The organism is Mycobacterium sp. OAS707, assembly GCF_014873705.1.
GTDB lineage: Bacteria > Actinomycetota > Actinomycetes > Mycobacteriales > Mycobacteriaceae > Mycobacterium.
The window spans coordinates 277921-297756 of record NZ_JADBDS010000006.1 but is presented as its reverse complement, the minus strand read 5'-3'; the positions used below and the strand labels follow the sequence as shown (position 1 = coordinate 297756).

Sequence of the window (19836 nt, the reverse complement as noted above, 5' to 3'; positions counted from 1 at the left end):
ATCGGCGATATCTCGTTTGGAAGGACGCCACGTGCTGCAACGAATCGCCCTACTGGCCATCGCCGCGCCGCGGCGAATCATCGCGGTCGCGCTCCTGGTGATGGTGGCTTGCGGCATCTTCGGCATCCCTGTTGCCAAGCATCTGTCCGCGGGTGGCTTCCAGGACCCGACTTCGGAGTCCGCCCAAGCGACGAAATTGCTCGTCGACAAGTTCGGTCAGGGCGACATGGAGCTGTTGATCAGCGTGACCTCGGGTGCCGGCGCGCAGGGCGCTGCGGCCCGCGCCGTCGGAACCGACATCGTCGACCAGTTGAAGGCGTCGCCCTATGTCGGCGATGTGACGTCCGTGTGGACTGCCCCCGAGTCCGCCGCGCCGGCGCTGATGAGTAAGGACGGCAAGACCGGGCTGATCGTCGCAGGCATCACCGGCGGGGAGAGCGGCGCCCAGCAGCATGCCAAAGAGCTGACTGAGCGACTCATCCACGACCGCGACGGCGTCACGGTGCGCGCGGGCGGCGAGGCGATGACCTACGTGCAGATCAACGCCCAGAGCGAAAAAGACCTGCTGACAATGGAATCCATCGCGATCCCGCTGAGCTTCATCGTCTTGGTCTGGGTGTTCGGCGGGCTGATCTCCGCTGCGCTGCCGTTGGCCGTCGGCGGCTTCGCGATTCTCGGTTCGATGGCGGTGCTGCGGGCGGTCACCTTGATCACCGACGTGTCGATCTTCGCGCTGAACCTCACGGTCGCAATGGGTTTGGCGCTTGCCATCGACTACACGCTGTTGATCATCAGCAGATATCGCGATGAACTCGCCGAAGGCGCCGACCGCGACCGCGCGCTGGTGCGCACCATGATGACCGCGGGGCGCACGGTGCTGTTCTCGGCGATGACCGTCGCGCTGTCGATGGTCGCGATGGTGCTTTTCCCCATGTACTTCCTGAAGTCGTTCGCCTACGCGGGCATTGCCGTGGTGGTGTTCGCGGCCATCGCCGCTATTGTGGTGGCACCTGCTGCGATCGCGCTGCTCGGCGACAGGCTGGACTCGTTGGACGCGCGCAGGCTCGCGCGCTGGGTGTTCCGGCGGCCCGATCCGGTGCCCAAGCCGATCGAGCAGAACTTCTGGTACCGCTCGACGAAAATCGTTATGCGCCGGGCAGTTCCGATTGGTATCGCGATCGTCGCACTGCTACTGATGCTCGGCGCACCGTTCCTCAACATCAGGTGGGGCTTCCCCGACGAGCGCGTGCTGCCGCAGTCGCTGTCTGCCCGTCAGGTCGGCGACGACCTGCGCGCCAACTTCGCGGTCGACTCGGCGCGCAACGTCACCGTCGTCATGCCCAATGCCGCAGGCGTCACACCCGCCGACGTCGACCGTTACGCCTCGGCGCTGTCGCAGGTGCCCGACGTGTCGTCGGTGTCCGCGCCGGGCGGCACATACGCGGGCGGTCGATCGGTCGGGCCACCTTCTGCCGCAACCGGATTCAAGGACGGTAGCGCATTCCTCACGGTAGGTAGCACTGCGCCGTTGTTCAGCGACGCATCCGAATCGCAGCTCGACCGGTTGCGCGCGGTGCCGCCACCGGCGGGGCAGCATGTCGAGTTGACCGGTGTCGCGCAGGTCAACCGCGACAGCTCGGAGGCGATCACGTCGCGGTTGCCGATGGTTCTCGGGATCATCGCGGTGATCACGTTCGTGTTGCTGTTCCTGCTCACCGGCAGCGTGATATTGCCGCTCAAGGCGTTGGTGCTCAACGTCTTATCGCTGACCGCGGCATTTGGCGCGCTGGTGTGGATCTTCCAGGAGGGACACCTCGGCGCACTTGGCACGACTCCGACTGGAACGCTCGTCGCGAACATGCCGGTGCTGTTGTTCTGCATCGCGTTCGGGTTGTCGATGGACTACGAAGTGTTCCTGGTGTCGCGTATCCGCGAATACTGGCTCAAATCCGGTAAGACGCGAGCCGACAACGACGAGAGTGTCGCGCTCGGTCTGGCGCGCACCGGTCGTGTCGTCACCGCCGCCGCGCTGCTGATGGCGATTTCGTTCGCCGCGCTGATCGCGGCCAAGGTGGCGTTCATGCGGATGTTCGGCGTCGGCCTGACGCTCGCGGTGATCGCGGACGCAACCCTGGTCCGCATGCTGCTGCTGCCCGCGTTCATGCACGTGCTCGGCCGGTGGAACTGGTGGGCACCAAAGCCGCTCGCCAGGCTGCACGACCGCATCGGGGTCGACGAGTCCGGTGACGGCGACGCGCCCATAGAGAAACGTGAACGCGTCGCGGCGTCGGTAACGGACACTGAGTAGCGTGTCGATCCAGCCGTTGCGTCGCCGCCGCGCCCCGCGCGGTTCGGGCGAACAGTTGCGTGACGAAATCCTCGACGCCACGACCGAACTGCTGCTGGAAACCGGGCACGCGAAGTCGGTGTCCATCCGCTCGGTCGCCCAGCGGGTCGGGGTCACGCCGCCGTCGATCTATCTGCATTTCGCCGACAAGGACGCGCTGCTCGACGCCGTTTGCGCCAGGTACTTCGAGAAGCTCGACGAGGAGATGCAGCGTGTCGCGACGGATCAGCCCTCGACCATCGACGTCTTGCGCGCACAGGGTCTGGCCTATGTCCGGTTCGCGTTGAAAACCCCTGAGCTGTACCGGATTGCGACCATGGCCGAGAGTCGGCCCGGCAGCGACATCGACGTCGCGCTGAACAGTTCCGCCTTCGTCCACATGCGCGCGTCGGTGGAAACGTTGATGGCTGAGGGAACCTACCCGCCTGGCGACCCCGTTGTGAAGGCACTGGAGCTGTGGACCGTGGCCCATGGGCTGTCGGCTCTACTGATTTCGCGGCCGTACCTGCCGTGGGGCGATATCGAAGAGTTCGCCGACCGAGTGATGAGATCGGTGTGCGCCGGCCAGATCGTTTCCGGTGCCATCGATCCGGATCTGCCGCCCTCGGCGGCCATCGCACTGCTGAAGGGAATGCTCGATGAGCACAAGCGAAGTGGACAATCCGTTCTTCGCGCGGATGTGGACGTGGATGGCAAGCCATGAACCGGAGTCATTGAAGCAACTGCGCCGCGAGAACCTTGCCGGCCTCTCGGGACGCGTGCTCGAGGTCGGCGCAGGCACCGGGACGAACTTCGAGTTGTATCCCGACACCGTGACCGAGGTGGTCGCCGTCGAGCCCGAGCGCAGGCTGTCGGTACAGGCTGAGCAGGCGGCCGCTGCGGCGTCGGTGCCGATCCGCGTCAGCGCCAACACGGTGGAACAGTTCGCGGACGCTGAGCCGTTCGACGCGGCGGTGTGTTCCCTGGTGCTGTGCTCGGTCGACGACCCTGATCAGGTTGTGCGTCAACTCTTTTCGGTACTCAAGCCCGGTGGTGAACTGCGCTACTTCGAACACGTCGCCAGCAGCGGTTGGCGCGATCGGCTGCAGAGGTTCGCCGACGCCACGCTGTGGCCGCGGATGGCAGGCAACTGCCACACGCATCGCCATACCGAGCAGACAATTGTCAATGCCGGCTTCAAAGTGTCCAGATCGCGTCGCGAGTGGGTGTTGCCGCCGTGGGTGCCGGTGCCGTCGTCGGAAGTCGCTATCGGCCGGGCCGTCAAACCGTGAGCTGTGTGCAGCTTGTGGCGGTGAGCGCAACAAACTGCACAGAATCGCTAGGGAAGTAGGGCGGGCAGGCGCTGCAGCAAGGTGGGCAGCGCGGTGGCCGCCGATTCGCGGACGACGGCCGTCGCGGCGTCGGACAGCGGCGTGGGCTCCGGGTTCACTTCGACGACGACGGTGCCGTTGGCCAGCGCCAGCTCAGGCAACCCTGCGGCGGGGTAGACGATCGACGAAGTGCCGACGACGATCACGAGGTCGGCATGCGTGACCGCGTCGAGCGAGCGTTGCCACGCCTCGTCGGGCAGTGCTTCGCCGAACCACACCACATTCGGGCGGATCAATCCGCCGCACACGCATCGCGGCGGTTCGACCGATTCCACGGGTTCAGGCATCGTCGGCAACTCGTCGAGATACTCGCGGCCGCAACGGTCGCAACGGAATTCGAACAAGCTGCCGTGCAGGTGATAGACGCGCTTGCTGCCCGCGCGCTCATGCAGATTGTCGACGTTCTGGGTGACCACGTGCACGTCGGCGTAGTCCTGCCAGGCCGCCACGGCGAGATGGCCGTCGTTCGGCTGCACCGAGCCCATCATCTGATGACGCCACAGGTACCACGCCCACACCTTGTCGGGGTGGTCCTGCCAACCCTCGGCGCTGGAGATCTCATAGGGGTCGACCTTCGCCCACAGCCCCGTCTCGGCATCGCGGAAGGTCGGCACCCCGCTCTCGGCGGAAATGCCTGCTCCGCTGAGCACCGTCACTTGCACATCACCAAAGTAGCCCGTTTAAGCGATACTGATGCACGTGGCCGAGTTGGGGGATTGGGTTCGCATTGACCAGCACGCCGCCAAGCCGCTTTTCGACCAGCTCAGGACGCAGATCATCGACGGGATCCGGGACGGCAGGCTGCCGCCGGGCACCCGATTGCCGACGGTCCGCGAACTGGCGGGGCAGATGAGCCTGGCGGTCAACACGGTGGCGCGCGCATATCGGGAGCTGGAGTCGGCGGGTGTGCTCGAAACCCGGGGCCGCTTCGGTACTTTCGTTGCCCGTGTCGATCCGGCCGACTCCGCGATGGCGACCGCGGCGCACACGTTTGTGTCCGCGGCGCGCGCGCTGGGCGTCGACAAGGACGAGGCCTTGAAATACGTCGAGGCGGCCTTCGGCTGATCAGCCGCGCCAGCGCAGCACGTCCAGAGCGACCGCGACGTCGACGCTGGCGTCTGCCAGCGGTCGGGGCAGCAGTTCATCGGCGCGGGCCAGGCGCCGCAGCAAGGTGTTGCGGTGGGTGTAGAGACGTTGCGCGGCTCGCGACGCGTTGCACTGTGATGCGACGAAAGTCCTTACCGTGTCCTGTAATTCGGATCCTGCGGACTCGAGATCGCCCAGTGTGTGTTTGACGAACTCGGCGGCGCGGTCGGTGTCGGCGGTGATCAGCGCGACGAGTTGGACGTCGGTGAACAGCGCGACCTGCTGAGGCGAATGCAACCGCGCCATGAACTGTTGGGTGATGATCGCGTCGAAGTGACTGCGCCGAAATCCGTCGACTCCGGTGGCCATCGGGCCGATCGCGATGCGGACGTCGGGCGTCGCGGCGACTGACCGCAGCACTGCGCCGGTGTCGAGTGTGCCCGCCACCCAGACCCATCGGGTCGCCGTACTGGCCAGCACGCTCAGCATGCGGCCTGCCGCTGCGTGCCCGAAAGCCTGGGCTGCTCGGTCGAGTCGGGCCAGATCGCCGCCGGGATCGTCGGTCCAGATGACCGCGGCGGTGTGAGGTCCGGTCAATGCATAGCCGAGTCGTTCCTCGGCGCGCCTGCGGGGAATGGGCGCGCCATCGAGAAGCAGCGCGACGGTCTCGCGACGTTCGGCGTGCGTCCCGCGGGTGAGTTCGTCGCGCTCCAGGTCGATCTGGGCCGCGATGGCCGCCAGCGTGGCGTCGACGAACGCGCTGATCGACCGCGAGCACACGTCGAGCAATTCGTGCAGCTCCACCGGATCCGAGGTCAGCCCGAACGCGATTTCCATCAGCCGCCGCCACGCCACTCCCTCGCCTACGCGATACGCGTCCAGCGCGAACGCGTCGAGTCCTCGACGCACCAGTTCGCGCGCGACGGTCACCGGCTCAGGTCCGGTGTTGGGCGGTACCGGCGCGCCGGGATCGCGGACGTTGGCGGTGGACCAGAAGTACAGGTTGGCCTGATTGCTGCGGCTCACCGCCCCGGCGAGGTCGGGGTCGGCGGCGATCGCCGGGTTGGCGCCGAGCACGGCGGTGTCGAGCTCCTCGAGCCACTCCGGCGGCGCATTGACGATGATCTGCGCGCACTGCCGGATCAGCTCCCTGACCGGGGCCGACGGGGGATTCGACGTCATCGCACCACGGTAGACCGCCTGGTGCAAAGTGCACCATAGAAGAGCGATATTGAGACGATTTGCTCTTGGGTTCGCGGACCTCCAGACGCGACCATCAATGCAACGAAAACCCGTCGTCAGGAGTCACACCATGGCCCGCACCTCCAGTCACATCGAGCACGTCGACGTTCTGATCGTCGGCGCAGGCATCTCCGGCATCGGCGCGGCGTACTACCTGCAGCAGGAGCATGCGGACCGGACCTACGCCGTTCTCGAGGCGCGTGGCGCGTCGGGTGGCACGTGGGACCTGTTCCGCTATCCGGGGATTCGCTCGGATTCCGATCTGCACACGTTCGGCTACGAGTTCAAGCCGTGGCAGGACGAGGACGCGATTGCGTCGGCCGACAAGATTCTGGCCTACCTGCGTGAGACCACCGCGGAGAACGGCATCGACGCCAACATCCGGTTCCACCACAAGGTGCTGGCCGCGGCGTGGTCGAGCGACGACGCGCGCTGGGTCGTCGACGTCGAGCGCTTCAACGACGAGGACGACACCGAGGAGTTGGTGCAGTTCAGCGCGAACTGGATCTTCTGCGCCGGTGGCTACTACCGCTACGACAAGGGCTACACGCCGGAGTTTCCCGGCCGCGACCGATTTCGCGGTCAGATCGTGCATCCCCAGCACTGGCCCGAGGATCTCGACTACGCGGGCAAGAAGGTCGTCATCATCGGCAGCGGCGCGACAGCGGTGACGCTGGTGCCCGCGATGGCAGGCACGGCCGCCCATGTGACGATGCTCCAGCGCTCACCGACCTATGTGCTCCCGGTGCCGTCGAAAGACACGTTCGCCAACGCGGCGCAAAAGCTGCTCGGCGCCAAGCGCGGTTATGCGTTGGCCCGGCGCAAGAACATCGTCAGGCAACGCGCGGTCTACCAGTTGTCGCAGAAGTATCCCGCCGCGGCGCGCAGGCTGATCCGCCACCTCAACGCCAAGGAGCTACCCGAGGGCTATCCGGTCGACGAGCACTTCCGCCCCGCATACAACCCGTGGGATCAGCGGCTGTGTACGGTGCCTGACGCCGACTTGTTCAAGGCGATCAGCAGCGGTGCGGCCTCGGTGGTCACCGATCGGATTGCCACCTTCACCGAAACCGGTGTACTGCTGGAATCCGGGGAGCATCTCGACGCCGACATCATCGTCACCGCAACGGGTTTGAATATTCAGCTGTTCGGCGGCATGTCGTTGACAGTGGATGGGACACCAGTCGATCCCACCGATTCCGTCGTCTACAAGGCCATGATGCTGTCCGGCGTCCCGAACTTCGCGTTCGCGTTCGGATACACCAACTCCTCGTGGACGCTCAAGGTGGGCCTGTTGTGCGAGCACTTCTGCCGCCTGTTGACGCACATGGACGCCTGCGGCTACGACATCGCGCGGCCCGAACTGGCCGACCCCGCGATGTCGACCCAGCCGATGCTCGACCTCAGCGCCGGCTATATTCAGCGTGCCCTCGACCAGTTGCCGAAACAGGGCGACGGTGACCCGTGGCTCGTGCAGATGAACTACTACCACGACATCGAACAGCTGCGCGAGGGATCAGTTGTCAACCCCCACTTGCACTTTGGGTCTTCGAACCGCGAGGCTAGCCGAATTCCAGCAGAGTCAGCACGGGCCTGATCGGATCGAGTAACGGGATCCGGTGCGCCGTCCACAGCAGCGCGTTCAGCACCTTGCCGCGACCCGCGGGAAACGGCAGATCATGGACTGCCCGGATGCCTGGCACGGAACTGACCAGATTCGCGGCGTCGGATACCGACAAGCTGAATGGCATCGGCGGGACCCGGTAACGGAACGAGGTGCGCATGCCGCGGCGGTGCACTGCCGCCAAGCCGGCAGGCGGCAGGTCGAACATCATCTGTCCGCCGGGAAACCGCGCGGCGCACGCGGCGATCAGGCCGAGCGCATCGTCGGGTTGCAAGTACATCAGCAGCCCCTCTGCGGTGATGAACACGCCGTGTTCGGCGTCCACCTGATCCATCCAGGTGAAGTCGAGCGCAGACTGGGCGCACATCCGCACCCGATCCCTCGCGGGCAGCAGCTTGCGACGCAGGTCGATCATCGGCGGGAGATCGACTGTGAGCCATTGGAATTGGTCACCGACGCCTGCGGCATCCAGACGGTAGAAGCTGGTCTGCAACCCCTCGGCCAGGGCCACCACGGTGGCTTTGGGATGGTCGGTCAGATAACGGCGGGTGTGCCTGTCGTAGGCCACGGCCCGCAGCGCCATGTCCTGGCGCCGGGAAAAACCGAACTTCGCGAAGTCGTAGTCGATCGAGTCGGCCAGCTCGATGGCCACCGGGTCGTCGATGATCGAATCCGGCCTACGCGCCTCGTTCGCACGCACCCGCAAGGTCAGCAGCGCGGTCTCGGAGACGCCCGTCAGCACCGTGCCATCGACCTTGACGGTGGGCGCGGAGCTCACCGCAGCACCTTTTCGACGGTGCGCAGATTGCGGGTCGTGGTCGAGGACTTGTAGCGCTTCTTGCCCATGGTTTTCCCGATGGTCGTGCCGAGCGTGCCCTTGGGGCACTGCCAGTAGATGACGCCCTTGCCGCGTTTGACCTTTTCGTCCGGTCCGGCGTCCTTGCCGAGTGCGGCCAGTTCGTCGAGCACGTCTTTGTCGGTGACGAACGTGACGTAGGAGTGCTTACCCTCGACCTCGCGCTCGAACGGAAAAGCCTTCGAGATTGCTGCGACCGTCTTCAAGTCGTAGGCCAATACCCAGGCGTCGTATCCGAAGGCGTCGCGTAACGCCTTCTCTGCCTTCTTTCGCACGGCATCGACACCCGCGCTGCTTTCCAGGAGCACGTTGCCGCTGGCCAAAATCGTTCGCACATTGGTGAATCCGGCTTCCTCGAACGCCTTGGCGACCTCGGCCATCTTGAGGTTGACGCCGCCGACGTTGACGCCACGCAGAAAAGCAGCGTATTGGGTCATGGCCGCCATGGTAGGCGGCGCGGGCCGGCGGACGTAGGCTCGACCAATGGGACGCCATGTGTTCGACGACAAGCTGCTGGCGCTGCTCTGCGGGAACTCGCTGGGCGTGCTGGCCACGATCAAGCGCGACGGCAGGCCGCAGTTGTCGAATGTGTCCTACTGGTTCGACAAACCCAATCTGGCCATCCAGGCGTCGCTCACCGAGCAGCGGGCCAAGACCCGCAACCTGCGCCGCGACCCGCGGGCGTCCATCCATGTCAGCTCGGACGACGGCTGGTCCTACGCCGTCGCCGAGGGCGAGGCGGACCTGACACCGCCGGCCGCGGCGCCCGACGACGCCACCGTGGAGGCGCTGATCGCCTTGTACCGCAATATCGCCGGTGAACACCCCGACTGGGACGACTATCGACGGGCCATGGTCGAGGACCGCAGGGTGGTGCTGACGTTGCCGATCTCGCACGTCTACGGGATGCCGCCGGGCAAGCGGTAAAGGGTACGACGGCTGCGGCGGCGTCGGGTTAGGCTGCCGTCTATGGCAGATGCACCGGAAGACGACACCAAGCGCAAGTTCCGGGAAGCGCTGGAGCGGAAGAAGGCCAAGGCGGCAGGCGGATCCGCCCACAAGGACGGCGGAGCCAAGCAGCCGCGGGCGCATGGACCGCTCGAGAGCCGCAGGGAGTTCCGCCGCAAGAGCGGTTAACCCGTGACGCCGGAATTTTTGATCACGACCTTGATTGTGGTCGCGACCCCAGGGGCGGGCGTGCTGTACACCGTCGCCGCAGGCCTGTCGCGCGGTCCCCGGGCCAGCCTGGTGGCGGCCTTTGCATGCACGCTCGGGATCGTGCCCCACATGATCGCTGCGGTGACCGGCCTGGCGGCGATCATGCATGCCAGTGCGGTGGCGTTCTCGATCGTCAAATGGCTGGGCGTCGCATATCTGGTTTACCTGGCGTGGAAGACATTTCGCGACAAGTCGGTCTTCGAGGTGCAGCCCGATCACGCGAAACCGTCAGCCTGGCGGGTCATCGTGTCGGGTGTCTTGGTCAACGTGCTGAACCCGAAGTTGACCATCTTCTTCTTCGCATTCCTGCCGCAGTTCGTGGCGCCCGACAGCAATGGCGCGATGCTGCACATGGTGTGGCTCAGCACCGTCTTCATGGCGGCGACGCTCGCGGTGTTCAGCCTCTACGGTGTGTTCGCCGGGGCGGTCCGCCGCGAGGTGATCTCGCGGCCACGGATCGTCGCGTGGATGCGGCGCAGCTTCGCCGCCACCTACGTCGTCCTGGCGGGCAGGCTCGCGGCGCAGACCCGCTGAGAGTCTCGGGCTCGGCCGACCCGCCGAACGTGGGTTACCCGCACGCTTGAGGGCCTGATGGTGTGCGGGTAACCCACGTTCGGCGGGATCGGGCGAGCTAGAGCGCCGGCTCCCGGCCAGTTTCGTAGCTCAGAGCCCGGCGAAGGTGAGCTGGTGATCCGCCTCGAGCAGCATCCACCCGCTCAGCTGTATCGAAAGATCGCGGCTCTGGTTCGGCGACGACGCCAGCGTCGAGTCCGCGAGCCGGGGAGAGGTTTCCAGACCTGCCGGCGTGACCGGACGGGTCCAATCCGCACCGAACAGCGGCAGGCCGTCCACCTCGGCGCGGTTGCCCCAAGCCGCCCGCGCTGAGGCGTGCACGAGCTCCGCGGCGATGGTGTCGCCCAGGGCCAGCGCGGTCTGGGCGAGATACCTGGCCAGGATGCCCATGAACAGCCCGGAGTCGTTCCCGCCGGCCCCGTCGATTACGCCCGCGTCGGCGAGCCTGTCGGCGGTAGCGGCGACCAGCGCCGCCGCGCGGTCACGATGGCTCGAATCGTTTGTGCGCAGGGCTAATTCGGTCTCCAGTCCGATGACCACGCCCTGAGAGTAGGTCCGCAATGCCTGGTCCACCGGCCCGCTGGGTTCGTGCACGCCGTCGAAGATGAGGCCGCTTTCGGTGTCGCGCAGCCGGGTGTTCAGGAAATCGGCGAGTTGTTCGGCGTGGGACAGCTTGCCCAGGCGCGCCATCGCGATGCCGGTCGGACCGATCGCGGAGGTGCTGTAGTAATCGTGCCCGACCTTCCACGGCACCGCGCCAGCGGCCGGATTCCAGCCGTCGAGCAGGGCGGTCCGCAGTTTCGGAACGGCATCGTCGAACCGGACGCCGAGCAGCCTGTCGGCGCGTTCGAGCGCCAGCAGCAGCCATGACATGTCGTCGCAGTACGCGTTGGTCCAACCGGTGAGATTGCGGGTGTGAATGCCACGCGCGATGGCGCCGATCCGGTCGATGCGTTCGGGGGAGGGTGCGCGGTACGCGGCATCCACCGCGCAGTCCAACAGGTGGGCCTGCCACCAGTAACACCAACGCGCCAACAACCATTTGTCGAATAGCGACGACGGCCAGTGCAGCGCGCCCAGTTGCGTCCCCGGTTGCCCCCAGAGCGTGTGCACGTGCCGCTCCATGACCGCCCGCTCAGCCAGGTCCGCTCGTTCCCCGGACCCCACCGGGCCGGGGGACGGCTTCTCCATAAATGCCACCGCTTGCATCGGCTGTGTCACTGCGGTGAGTGCGACGGCGCCGGCGACCGCCAAAAGCGCACTGCGCCGGCTGATCCCCTGGTTCCGGCGATCCATCCGCTCGAGCTCCCCTTTGCCGAACAACGATCACCGGAGACTGGAGACCGTGCAGCTGAATTTATCGCGACGCGGCCGCCATTTCGATGAGAATCCTGCAAACGCCCCTGGTAGATACATCGCCATCCGCCACGCGGGTTGGAATCCTACGGCTAGCGTTGACCCAGGCAATGCATCGTGGCTCAGTCAACACTCGTCGGTGCATCCGTTGCCTTCACCAACTGCACCTCCGGCCGCGCCGGGACCTCGTCGGCCAAAAACCACCGGAACGCGAGGTTGCCGCGCGGATAGTCCAGCGTGGTAAGCGAATTCGGATGTTTCGTCATGCCGCGGGAGACGACGATCGTGACCGAACCATCGGCGTTGGGCACCGCGCTGTGGCCGTTGACCGAACTGCGCGCGTCGTTCACATTGTGGGTGGCCATGAACTGGTTCCACACCACCAGGTTCCAGAACCGGCACTTCGGTGGCCGATGGGTGATCACCAGCGCCTCGTCGTCCTCGAGCACGAAGCTGCCATACGCGTAGCACGCATCGCGCGCCGACCAGCCGAAGTTCGCGTCGGGCACCTGATACGGGTCGGCGAATTGGTTTGCCACTTGCGACACTTCATGCCCCAGCTGGTGTGAATCATCGACGCGTACGCCGACCGCGAGCGGCACGATCGCGAACATGGTGCGCAGCCAGGCCGCGCTGGCCCGCAGTGCCGCAGCGGTTTCGGCGTCCCCGTGCCGAATCGGCTCAGGGTCGTCGAGCGCTGCTATCTGCCAGCGGACCGGCCTGCCGGTCAGCGGATCGGCCTGGTAGTCACGGGTCATCAACACCACCCCGTCGTCCGTCGGCCCAAGGTCGAAGGAGAAGTTGCCTTCCCCGTCGATGTCGAGGTCGTCGTCGCGCATGAGCGCCACGATCCGGTCAGACCACGCACCCGGCGACGGTTCGTTGTACGCCGTCACCGAAAAGTACACGCTGTCACCCTTGTTGCCGCTGATGCGATAGCGGCGCCTCGGATCGACCGGGCACATGTGGTAGTAGGCGTCGGTGTTGTCGCCGCCCCACCGACGGTCACGGCGAAATGGTGTGTTCACCTCCACGAACTGAGGTCGGCTCGGCTCGGAGAACAGATAGGTATCGAGCGCGACGCCCAACGTTGTCGCCAGCATCCGGTAACCGTCGGCGATGTGCCGGTCGTCGCTGACCGCGCGATCACCTTCGAGGAACGAGCGATCAAGCCCGCCAAGGGTTTCCAATAGCTCGTGCCACGCGGCAGTGGACTCGTGCGTCATGCAGAGATTCCTCTCAAAATCAAATTGGCGGTTCGCTCGACCCAGGTGTCGTCGAGCGCACCGCGCGTGAGCAGCGCCAGGAAGGTGATGCCCGCGAGGGCTTCGGTGACTTCTGCCGCGGTGACATCGGGCCGAATCTCGTTGCGTGCCATGGCGTTATCCAGTCGCGCGGTCATGTCACGAGACAGGATGCCGCCGAACCGCTCGAGAAGCGCCGCGTGCAACGTCAAGTCCGCGGCCATCTCGCCGACCAGTCCCGGCAGCGCGGCGCGTGCCGCGGGTGTGGTCAACACCGCGACCGTGCGGCGCACCATTTCGCGCACATCGTCGGCCAGCGAGCCCGTGTCGGGCAGCTCGGTTCCACTGTTGATCGGGAACACCGCCTCGTGCACGAGGTGCGCCTTGCTGGGCCAACGCCGGTAGATCGCGGGCTTGCTGGTACCGGCACGGCGCGCGATCGCATCCACGGACAGCGCGGCGTATCCGGTCTCGCCGAGCAGTTCGACCGTCGACTCCAGCACCGCGCTGTCGATGCGCGGATCGCGGGGCCGGCCAAGGTCTGTTGTCATTACGAAACTCAGAGTAACATAAGTCAGCGTGACCCACGCCACACCCCTGGTCCACCTTGATGACCTCGCCGAGCCGCGGTTCAGCCCCGAGGCCAAGCAGATCTTCGACATGATGGCTGCGCTGGCGCCCGACTGCCCGCTGGATGCGGATGCGTTGCACGCCAGGGCGAGCGCGGACATCGGCCTCGACGACTTCGGGCCCGACGACTACCGGGAGCGCCTCGACGTCTACCTCGCCGCGCTGCACGAAATCGACGGCATGCATGGCCCGGGCATCGTGAACTTCTTCGGCCAATTGTCTCAGTGGCTCAAGAACCGCCTGCTGCTGACGGACCTGCTCACGCGTCACCCCGAGATCCACGACATCGAACTGCTGCCACCGGTGGTCATCGCCGGACTGCCACGCACCGGCACCACGCATCTGCACAATCTGTTGGCTGCGGGACCGACGTTCCGCACGCTGCCCTACTGGGAGAGCTTCGAGCCCTTCCCGCTACCCGCCGAGGAAGGCATCGAGCCCGACCCGCGCGCGGCGCGCATGGATGTCGCGGTCGCGGTGATGAACACGCTGATGCCGCACTTCGCCCTCATGCACGAGATGACCACCGAACATGTGCACGAGGAAATCCAGTTGCTTGCCAACGATTTCTCCACGATGTTCATGGAAACGCTGGCGCACGTGCCGCGGTGGGCCGACTACTACCTGGCCCACGACCAGACGTCGACCTACGAATACCTGGCCACCCAACTCAAGGCGCTGCAATTCCTGCGGGGCGGTAGACGCTGGCTGCTCAAGTCGCCCCAGCACCTCGAGCAGCTTGTAGTGCTGGACAAGGTCTTTCCAGGCGTCGCCGTTGTGTGTACGCATCGCGATCCTGTGCCGGTGGCGATTTCGATGGTCGCGATGCTCACTTACTCGGCGCGCATGCACCGGTCACCGGTGCCGGTGGAGGAGATCGCCGCCGACTGGATCGACCGGCTGGAGCTGATGCTCAACGCGCTGATCCGGGACCGCGATGTCATTGCGCCGCAACGCTCTATCGACGTGACTTTCGACGACTTCATGGCCGACGAACTCGGCGTGGCAAAACGGGTCTACGGCCTTGTCGGTGAACCGGTGACCGACGAGGCCCGTGGTGCGCTGACCGAGTATCTGGCCGGTCACCAACGCGGCAGGCTTGGCAAGGTCGTCACGTCGTGCGAGATGTTCGGACTCGACGAGGACGAGTTGCGCAGGCGCTTCGCGCCCTACGTCAGCCGATTCCTGTCGTGACGAGGCTGCGGGACTGGCGCGCCTCGAGCACGAGAATGCCGACCAGGCAGATGGCTGACAGGGCTGCCACGGCAATCGCGAAAGTGACACCGGCCGTTTGCAATCCCCAATGCTGGGCCGCCACACCTTCGCCGACAACCGGCAGCGAGATCGCCACATAGGCGACGACGAAATACGTCGAGCTGACTTCCGCGCGGCGGTCGGCAGGTGTGCGCTCGGCGACCGCGGCCAGACCGCGGCTGAAGCTGATGCCCTGCCCGACACCTGCCACCACCGCGGCGGCGACAAGTCCGATGAGCGACGAAAGCTGAAGTGCCACAGCTAGAATCACCATGCCGGCGACCAGGATTCCGCAGCCGATGGCTACGGCGCGTTGTGAATTGAGGTTGCGGGCGGCGATCTGCGCTGCCGCTGACGCGAAGAAGATCGAGCTGGCAATGAGTCCGGCGATCGCGTGGTTGTCGATGCCGACGACGCCCGAGACGAACGACGGCGCCACCGCGGCGAACAGCCCCGTCACCGCGAAACCTGCAAACGCCGCCAACGAGGCCACGACGAACACGGCGCGCACCTCGGCTGGCACCGAAAGGCGCTGCACACCGATCTTGCCGGTGCGCGCGGAAGTTTCCGGCACGATCAGCACCGCAGCGCCGGCCAGCGCCGCCAGCACAATGTGCACGATGAAGCTGAGCTGCAGTGGCGCAGGTGCGTATTGGACAAGCACACCGGCCAACAGCGGCCCGATGCCCAGCCCGCCCATGTTGGCGACCGTCGCCACCGCCGCGGCCCTGGTGCGCCAGTGTTCCGGGGCAGCCTCGATGACCGCTGCGGTCGCTGTGCCGGTGAAGATGCCGGCCGAAAGCCCCGACAAGACACGTCCGACCAACAACAGCGAAACCGAGTCTGCGACCAGGAAGACGGCGGCGCTGGCCAGCGCGGCCACCACACCTGCCAGCAGCACCGGCCGCCTGCCGATCGCGTCGGACCATCGCCCGAACACCAACAGCGCGAAAAGCACGCCGGCCGCGTAGGTCGCGTAGATCACGGTGGTGGTCAGCACCGCAAAGTGCATCTGCTGGCCGTACAGCGCATACATCGGTGTTGGCAACGTCGTGCCGACCATGATGGCCGCGAAGGCGTACGCCAGCAGTCCGAAGGCGAATCGTCGAGCGGTCACGCGTGAAGATAACCCATACGGCCGCCCGAGTAATCCCGCGAGCTAGTGGCCGACCGCCTTTTCCGCGCCGACGCCGGTCAGCGTCCGCACCTCGAATTCGGCGTTGAGCTCGGCGTCACCGCGATCAGGTGACGTGAGGGTGCCGACGATGCCGAGGATGAACGCCAGCGGAATCGACACGATGCCGGGATTGGCCAACGGGAACCAGGCGAAGTCGACGCTTGGCAGCATCGCGGTCTTCGCACCAGACACCGCGGGGGAGAAGATGATCAACACGATCGTCGAGATCAGGCCCCCGTACATGCTCCACAGCGCGCCGCGGGTGTTGAACCGTGACCAGTACAGCGAGTACAGGATCGTCGGTAGGTTGGCCGCCGCGGCCACCGCGAAGGCGAGCGCTACGAGGAACGCGATGTTCTGACCGTTGGCGAGAATGCCGAGGCCGATCGCGATGATGCCGATCACCACGACCGTGATGCGGGACACGCGCACCTGTTCTGCCTCGGTCACCGGTGCTTTTCCATCGCCGCTTCGCAACACGCTCGCATAGATGTCGTGCGCGAATGACGTTGCCGCCGTGATGGTCAGGCCCGCGACCACCGCGAGGATCGTCGCGAACGCGACTGCCGAGATGACACCGAGCAGCACGACGCCGCCGAGTTTGAACGCCAGCAACGGCGCGGCCGAATTCTGCGCGCCGGGCGCCGCGAGGATGGCGTCGGGCCCGACCAAGGCCGCGGCGCCGTAACCCAGTGCCAACGTGAACAGGTAGAAGGCGCCGATCAGCCAGATCGCCCACACGACCGAGCGGCGGGCCTCCTTCGCGGTCGGCACTGTGTAGAAGCGCATCAGCACGTGCGGCAGGCCGGCCGTGCCGAGCACCAGGGCCAGCGCCAGCGAAATGAAGTTGATCTGCGATGTCAGCGAGGTGCCGTACTGAGCGCCGGGCGCCAGCACGTCACGGGCGGCGACCGCCTTGCTCGACGAACCCGACACCGCGGACTGCGCCCCGCCGAGCATCTCGGAGAAGTTCAGACCAAACTTCGCCAGCACCCACACGGTCATCAATGCGGCGCCACCGATCAGCAAGACGGCCTTGATGATCTGCACCCAGGTGGTGCCCTTCATTCCGCCGATGAGCACGTAGAGGATCATCAGCAGCCCGACGACCGCGATGACGAGGGCCTGACCGAGATCGCTCTTGACGTTGAGCAACAGCGCGACCAGACCGCCGGCGCCTGCCATCTGAGCCAGCAGGTAGAACAGACAGACGGCGAGGGTGGTGGTCGCGGCGGCGAGTCGCACGGGGCGTTGCCTCAGCCGAAAGCTCAGAACGTCGGCCATCGTGAATTTGCCTGCGTTGCGCAGTAATTCGGCAACAAGCAGCAGAGCAACGAGCCATGCGACGAGGAAGCCTATCGAATACAGGAAGCCGTCGTAGCCGTACACCGCGATGGCACCCGCGATGCCGAGGAAGCTGGCGGCCGAAAGGTAGTCACCGGAGATCGCGATGCCGTTCTGCGGTCCGGTGAATGCGCGTCCGGCAGTGAAGAACTCGGCGGCCGTGGTGTTCTTCTTGCTGGCGCGAATCACGATGTAGAGCGTGATCGCGACGAACAACGCGAAGATCCCGATGTTGGCGGCGGGATTGCCGACGGTGGCGGCGGCAAGCACGTTGACGGTCATGCCGCGCCGCCTTCGAGCTCGGCGCGGATGGCTTCGGCCCGCGGGTCGAGTTCACGGTTGGCGAACCGGACGTAGATGGCCGTGATCGCGAATGTCGACACGAACTGGCCGAGGCCGATGAGCAGGCCGACGTTGATGTTGCCCCACACTTTGATCGCCATGAAGTCGTGCGCGAACGCGCCAAGCAGCACGTAGGCGAAGTACCAGACCAGGAACAGCGCGCTCATCGGAAAAACGAAGCGGCGCAGCCTATTTCGTAACTCTTGGAATTCCGGGCTGGCCTGAACAGCCAAATACTTCTCACCGCTGACGGCGGTTTCGTGGGGCGGATGTTGGGTCTCGGGCACGGTGACTCCTGACCTCCATGTGTAGTTGCGCATGCGACAGCCTCGTGAGACCTGCGTCACAATAAGCTAGTTCCCAGGGAACTCCAAGGTGAAACACGCGTTCTAGACTGGCCGCGTGGCGAAACTGCAGCTAGTTCAAGATCCGGCGGCCGACGCGCTGCTGGAGTCCAATCCCTTCGCGCTGCTGGTGGGGATGCTGCTGGATCAGCAGTACCCCATGGAAGCCGCGTTCGCAGGACCGAAGAAGATCGCCGACCGCATCGGCGGAGTGGACGCCCGCGAAATCGCCGACTACAACCCCGAGGAATTCGCGGCTCTGTGTTCGAAAACGCCTGCGATTCACCGCTTTCCGGGATCGATGGCCAAGCGGATCCAGGCACTGGCGCAAATCGTCGTCGACCAGTACGGCGGCGAGGCGTCGGCGCTGTGGACGGCAGGCGATCCGGACGGAGCCGAGGTGCTGCGTCGGATCAAGTCATTGCCCGGATTCGGCGAACAGAAGGCGAAGATCTTCCTGGCGCTGCTCGGCAAGCAGTACGGCGTGACGCCGAAGGGCTGGCGTGAGGCAGCAGGGGACTACGGCAAGGCCGGGTCGTTCATGTCGATCGCCGACGTCAAGGATGCGGGTTCGCTCGAGAAGGTGCGGTCGTACAAGAAGCAGGCGAAGGCAGCAGCGAAGGCGGCGAAGGCCTGAGCCGTTCAACCCGGCGAAGGCCTAGCTCGCGCGGTGCTGCTCGTGCTCGACATCGAGCTGCGCCAGCGACGTCAGGATGTGGGCGACGACGCGTCCGGTCGCGGTACCTGTGTCGAGTCCCTCTTTCAGTGTGCGCAGCCGGATTCCGCGGTCGGTGAGGTCGGCGATGGTCCGCGTCACCTCGGCGGCGGACCGGCCGAGCCGGTCGATTGCCACGACGATGACCGTGTCACCGGAACGCGCGTAGCTCAGCATCGCGTGCAGGCCGGCGCGCACGCGCTCGGCGGAGTCGGACAACTTGTCGGTGAACACGCGCCTAGGGTCGACGCCTGCAGCGTTCAGTTCCGCGAGCTGTCCCTCAAGGTTGTGCTCGACGGTGCTGGCTGTTGCGTAGCCCAGCGTGCAGGTCACGAACCCAAGGTCTCATGAGACCGCGGTCAGCGGAAGAGAGAACGCCGCTTCGAGTCTGGTTCGAGTCTGCTTCGAGTCTGGCTAACTGCCGAACTGTTATCGCGCTGCGACACCTAGGCGCCAAACGGCTCGCCGTCGAAACGCTCGCGGGTCGCGAGTTCGTTGACCGGCTTACGGGTGAGCTTGCTGACCTGCTTGACCGGCTTGCCGATCGGAAGGATGGCCGCGATCGCATAGTCGTCCGGGATGCCGAGCAGTTCCTTGACAGCAGGCTCCTCAGCGACCGCCATCGTGGTCAGCACGCCGCCGTATCCTTCATTTCGCGCGGACAGCAGGATGCTCCAGACGAACGGATAGACCGACGCGCCTGCGATGAGGCCGATGCGGTCGAGGTTCTGGTCGAACGCCGCACAGACATTGAGATCGACCGTGACGACGAGCACGGCGCCTGCGCCAAGGACCGGCGCGCCTAGGTAGGGCGGCACTTCGGTGGCAGCCACCTCTTCGGGCGAAACCTTCATGGGCTGCACGGGATTCCACGGCCCCTCACCGTTTTTGGTTTGCGCGATATACCGTCGCGCACCCGTGACGCTCAGCTCGACGATCGCCTCACGGGTCGCGCGGTCCCGGACGACGATCACACGCACGCCTTGACGGTTGCCGCCGCTCGGCGCGAATCGGGCATTGTCGAGGATGCGCTCGAGCACCTCGTCGGGCAGCGGGTCGTCGGCGAACCGGCGGGTGGCGCCCGTTGTGCGGATGACGTCGGAGAAGTCCATGA

At 65.6% G+C, this 19836-nt stretch carries 22 protein-coding genes; 10 read left to right on the top strand and 12 right to left on the bottom strand.

Features of this window, described 5'->3' with window-relative positions; all coding sequences use genetic code 11:
- Nucleotides 1–31 precede the first annotated feature (31 nt).
- Genes GGC64_RS32720 through GGC64_RS32710 form a run of 3 tightly spaced genes read left to right on the top strand, consistent with a single transcriptional unit; the run spans nucleotide 32 to nucleotide 3618 of the window.
- Entirely contained in the window at nucleotides 32–2308 is a 2277-nt protein-coding gene (locus tag GGC64_RS32720; RefSeq protein WP_192726764.1) for an MMPL family transporter, read from the top strand.
- A gap of 1 nt (nucleotide 2309) precedes the next feature.
- Entirely contained in the window at nucleotides 2310–3050 is a 741-nt protein-coding gene (locus GGC64_RS32715; protein WP_192726763.1) for a TetR/AcrR family transcriptional regulator, read from the top strand.
- Nucleotides 2986–3618 (top strand): class I SAM-dependent methyltransferase, encoded by a 633-nt coding sequence (locus GGC64_RS32710; RefSeq protein WP_192726762.1) that lies wholly within the window; start codon nucleotides 2986–2988, stop codon nucleotides 3616–3618. Before GGC64_RS32715 ends, GGC64_RS32710 begins: the two co-directional genes overlap by 65 nt.
- A 47-nt stretch (nucleotides 3619–3665) precedes the next feature.
- Here GGC64_RS32710 and GGC64_RS32705 read toward each other — a convergent pair whose 3' ends face one another.
- A complete protein-coding gene (locus GGC64_RS32705; protein WP_192726761.1) occupies nucleotides 3666–4379 on the bottom strand; it encodes an NAD-dependent deacylase in 714 nt (237 codons plus the stop codon).
- Between the two features lie 37 nt (nucleotides 4380–4416).
- Here GGC64_RS32705 and GGC64_RS32700 point away from each other — a divergent pair, with 37 nt between their 5' ends.
- The gene (locus GGC64_RS32700) at nucleotides 4417–4782 is read left to right on the top strand and encodes a GntR family transcriptional regulator (RefSeq protein ID WP_192726760.1); all 366 of its coding nucleotides are present in this window, start codon (nucleotides 4417–4419) and stop codon (nucleotides 4780–4782) included.
- Here GGC64_RS32700 and GGC64_RS32695 read toward each other — a convergent pair whose 3' ends face one another.
- Nucleotides 4783–5985 carry a CdaR family transcriptional regulator gene (locus GGC64_RS32695; protein WP_192726759.1) on the bottom strand — a complete coding sequence of 401 codons (1203 nt, stop codon included), beginning with the start codon at nucleotides 5983–5985 and terminating at the stop codon, nucleotides 4783–4785. It lies immediately after the preceding gene.
- 130 nt (nucleotides 5986–6115) lie between these two features.
- Between GGC64_RS32695 and GGC64_RS32690 the strand changes: the two genes are divergently transcribed.
- A complete protein-coding gene (locus tag GGC64_RS32690) occupies nucleotides 6116–7642 on the top strand; it encodes an NAD(P)/FAD-dependent oxidoreductase (protein WP_192726758.1) in 1527 nt (508 codons plus the stop codon).
- Here GGC64_RS32690 and GGC64_RS32685 read toward each other — a convergent pair.
- Both GGC64_RS32685 and GGC64_RS32680 read right to left on the bottom strand, forming a co-directional pair.
- On the bottom strand, nucleotides 7608–8447 hold the full coding sequence (locus GGC64_RS32685) for a class I SAM-dependent methyltransferase (protein ID WP_192726757.1): 840 nt from the start codon (nucleotides 8445–8447) through the stop codon (nucleotides 7608–7610). The two genes, GGC64_RS32690 and GGC64_RS32685, sit on opposite strands and share 35 nt — an antisense overlap.
- Nucleotides 8444–8962 carry a DUF1697 domain-containing protein gene (locus GGC64_RS32680; protein WP_192726756.1) on the bottom strand — a complete coding sequence of 173 codons (519 nt, stop codon included), beginning with the start codon at nucleotides 8960–8962 and terminating at the stop codon, nucleotides 8444–8446. The genes GGC64_RS32685 and GGC64_RS32680 overlap by 4 nt, the downstream gene beginning before the upstream one ends.
- Nucleotides 8963–9008: 46 nt before the next feature.
- Here GGC64_RS32680 and GGC64_RS32675 point away from each other — a divergent pair, with 46 nt between their 5' ends.
- Genes GGC64_RS32675 through GGC64_RS32665 form a run of 3 tightly spaced genes read left to right on the top strand, consistent with a single transcriptional unit; the run spans nucleotide 9009 to nucleotide 10277 of the window.
- Complete coding sequence (locus GGC64_RS32675) at nucleotides 9009–9452, top strand: PPOX class F420-dependent oxidoreductase (protein WP_192726755.1); 444 nt, start codon at nucleotides 9009–9011, stop codon at nucleotides 9450–9452.
- A 42-nt stretch (nucleotides 9453–9494) separates the two neighbouring features.
- Nucleotides 9495–9662, top strand: a complete 168-nt coding sequence (locus GGC64_RS32670) for a DUF5302 domain-containing protein (protein ID WP_192726754.1) — start codon at nucleotides 9495–9497, stop codon at nucleotides 9660–9662.
- Between the two features lie 3 nt (nucleotides 9663–9665).
- Entirely contained in the window at nucleotides 9666–10277 is a 612-nt protein-coding gene (locus GGC64_RS32665) for a LysE family translocator (protein ID WP_192726753.1), read from the top strand.
- Between the two features lie 129 nt (nucleotides 10278–10406).
- On the opposite strand, the gene GGC64_RS32660 is transcribed toward GGC64_RS32665, so the two are convergent.
- The 3 genes from GGC64_RS32660 to GGC64_RS32650 form a co-directional block, all read right to left on the bottom strand.
- Complete coding sequence (locus GGC64_RS32660) at nucleotides 10407–11612, bottom strand: glycoside hydrolase family 76 protein (protein ID WP_192726752.1); 1206 nt, start codon at nucleotides 11610–11612, stop codon at nucleotides 10407–10409.
- A gap of 182 nt (nucleotides 11613–11794) precedes the next feature.
- Nucleotides 11795–12898 (bottom strand): DUF1214 domain-containing protein, encoded by a 1104-nt coding sequence (locus GGC64_RS32655; RefSeq protein ID WP_192726751.1) that lies wholly within the window; start codon nucleotides 12896–12898, stop codon nucleotides 11795–11797.
- Nucleotides 12895–13467 carry a TetR/AcrR family transcriptional regulator gene (locus GGC64_RS32650; RefSeq protein ID WP_192726750.1) on the bottom strand — a complete coding sequence of 191 codons (573 nt, stop codon included), beginning with the start codon at nucleotides 13465–13467 and terminating at the stop codon, nucleotides 12895–12897. The genes GGC64_RS32655 and GGC64_RS32650 overlap by 4 nt, the downstream gene beginning before the upstream one ends.
- A 109-nt stretch (nucleotides 13468–13576) precedes the next feature.
- Here GGC64_RS32650 and GGC64_RS32645 point away from each other — a divergent pair, with 109 nt between their 5' ends.
- Nucleotides 13577–14740, top strand: coding sequence for a sulfotransferase (locus tag GGC64_RS32645; RefSeq protein WP_192727005.1), 1164 nt, complete (start codon nucleotides 13577–13579; stop codon nucleotides 14738–14740).
- On the opposite strand, the gene GGC64_RS32640 is transcribed toward GGC64_RS32645, so the two are convergent.
- The 3 genes from GGC64_RS32640 to GGC64_RS32630 all read right to left on the bottom strand — a co-directional run bounded on the left by GGC64_RS32640 (nucleotide 14721) and on the right by GGC64_RS32630 (nucleotide 17950).
- Nucleotides 14721–15863 carry an MFS transporter gene (locus GGC64_RS32640; RefSeq protein WP_370582487.1) on the bottom strand — a complete coding sequence of 381 codons (1143 nt, stop codon included), beginning with the start codon at nucleotides 15861–15863 and terminating at the stop codon, nucleotides 14721–14723. The genes GGC64_RS32645 and GGC64_RS32640 overlap by 20 nt on opposite strands.
- 96 nt (nucleotides 15864–15959) lie before the next feature.
- On the bottom strand, nucleotides 15960–17603 hold the full coding sequence (locus GGC64_RS32635) for a cation acetate symporter (protein ID WP_192726748.1): 1644 nt from the start codon (nucleotides 17601–17603) through the stop codon (nucleotides 15960–15962).
- Entirely contained in the window at nucleotides 17600–17950 is a 351-nt protein-coding gene (locus tag GGC64_RS32630) for a DUF485 domain-containing protein (RefSeq protein ID WP_369434734.1), read from the bottom strand. Before GGC64_RS32630 ends, GGC64_RS32635 begins: the two co-directional genes overlap by 4 nt.
- A 115-nt stretch (nucleotides 17951–18065) precedes the next feature.
- On the opposite strand from GGC64_RS32630, the gene GGC64_RS32625 reads away from it, so the two are divergent.
- Nucleotides 18066–18644, top strand: coding sequence for an HhH-GPD-type base excision DNA repair protein (locus GGC64_RS32625; RefSeq protein WP_192726746.1), 579 nt, complete (start codon nucleotides 18066–18068; stop codon nucleotides 18642–18644).
- A gap of 21 nt (nucleotides 18645–18665) precedes the next feature.
- Here GGC64_RS32625 and GGC64_RS32620 read toward each other — a convergent pair whose 3' ends face one another.
- Both GGC64_RS32620 and GGC64_RS32615 read right to left on the bottom strand, forming a co-directional pair.
- Nucleotides 18666–19055, bottom strand: coding sequence for a recombinase family protein (locus GGC64_RS32620; protein ID WP_192726745.1), 390 nt, complete (start codon nucleotides 19053–19055; stop codon nucleotides 18666–18668).
- 113 nt (nucleotides 19056–19168) lie between these two features.
- On the bottom strand, nucleotides 19169–19834 hold the full coding sequence (locus GGC64_RS32615; protein WP_192726744.1) for a nitroreductase family protein: 666 nt from the start codon (nucleotides 19832–19834) through the stop codon (nucleotides 19169–19171).
- Nucleotides 19835–19836: the final 2 nt, after the last annotated feature.

Excerpts from the sequence above, each read along its gene's own strand:
- GGC64_RS32710 (WP_192726762.1), top strand. The coding sequence starts at position 2,986 with ATGAGCACAAGCGAAGTGGACAATCCGTTCTTCGCGCGGATGTGGACG.
- GGC64_RS32695 (WP_192726759.1), bottom strand. The coding sequence starts at position 5,985 with ATGACGTCGAATCCCCCGTCGGCCCCGGTCAGGGAGCTGATCCGGCAG.
- GGC64_RS32690 (WP_192726758.1), top strand. The coding sequence starts at position 6,116 with ATGGCCCGCACCTCCAGTCACATCGAGCACGTCGACGTTCTGATCGTC.
- GGC64_RS32680 (WP_192726756.1), bottom strand. The coding sequence starts at position 8,962 with ATGACCCAATACGCTGCTTTTCTGCGTGGCGTCAACGTCGGCGGCGTC.
- GGC64_RS32675 (WP_192726755.1), top strand. The coding sequence starts at position 9,009 with ATGGGACGCCATGTGTTCGACGACAAGCTGCTGGCGCTGCTCTGCGGG.
- GGC64_RS32670 (WP_192726754.1), top strand. The coding sequence starts at position 9,495 with ATGGCAGATGCACCGGAAGACGACACCAAGCGCAAGTTCCGGGAAGCG.
- GGC64_RS32660 (WP_192726752.1), bottom strand. The coding sequence starts at position 11,612 with ATGGATCGCCGGAACCAGGGGATCAGCCGGCGCAGTGCGCTTTTGGCG.
- GGC64_RS32655 (WP_192726751.1), bottom strand. The coding sequence starts at position 12,898 with ATGACGCACGAGTCCACTGCCGCGTGGCACGAGCTATTGGAAACCCTT.
- GGC64_RS32650 (WP_192726750.1), bottom strand. The coding sequence starts at position 13,467 with ATGACAACAGACCTTGGCCGGCCCCGCGATCCGCGCATCGACAGCGCG.
- GGC64_RS32645 (WP_192727005.1), top strand. The coding sequence starts at position 13,577 with ATGATGGCTGCGCTGGCGCCCGACTGCCCGCTGGATGCGGATGCGTTG.
- GGC64_RS32640 (WP_370582487.1), bottom strand. The coding sequence starts at position 15,863 with ATGGTCGGCACGACGTTGCCAACACCGATGTATGCGCTGTACGGCCAG.
- GGC64_RS32635 (WP_192726748.1), bottom strand. The coding sequence starts at position 17,603 with ATGACCGTCAACGTGCTTGCCGCCGCCACCGTCGGCAATCCCGCCGCC.
- GGC64_RS32615 (WP_192726744.1), bottom strand. The coding sequence starts at position 19,834 with ATGGACTTCTCCGACGTCATCCGCACAACGGGCGCCACCCGCCGGTTC.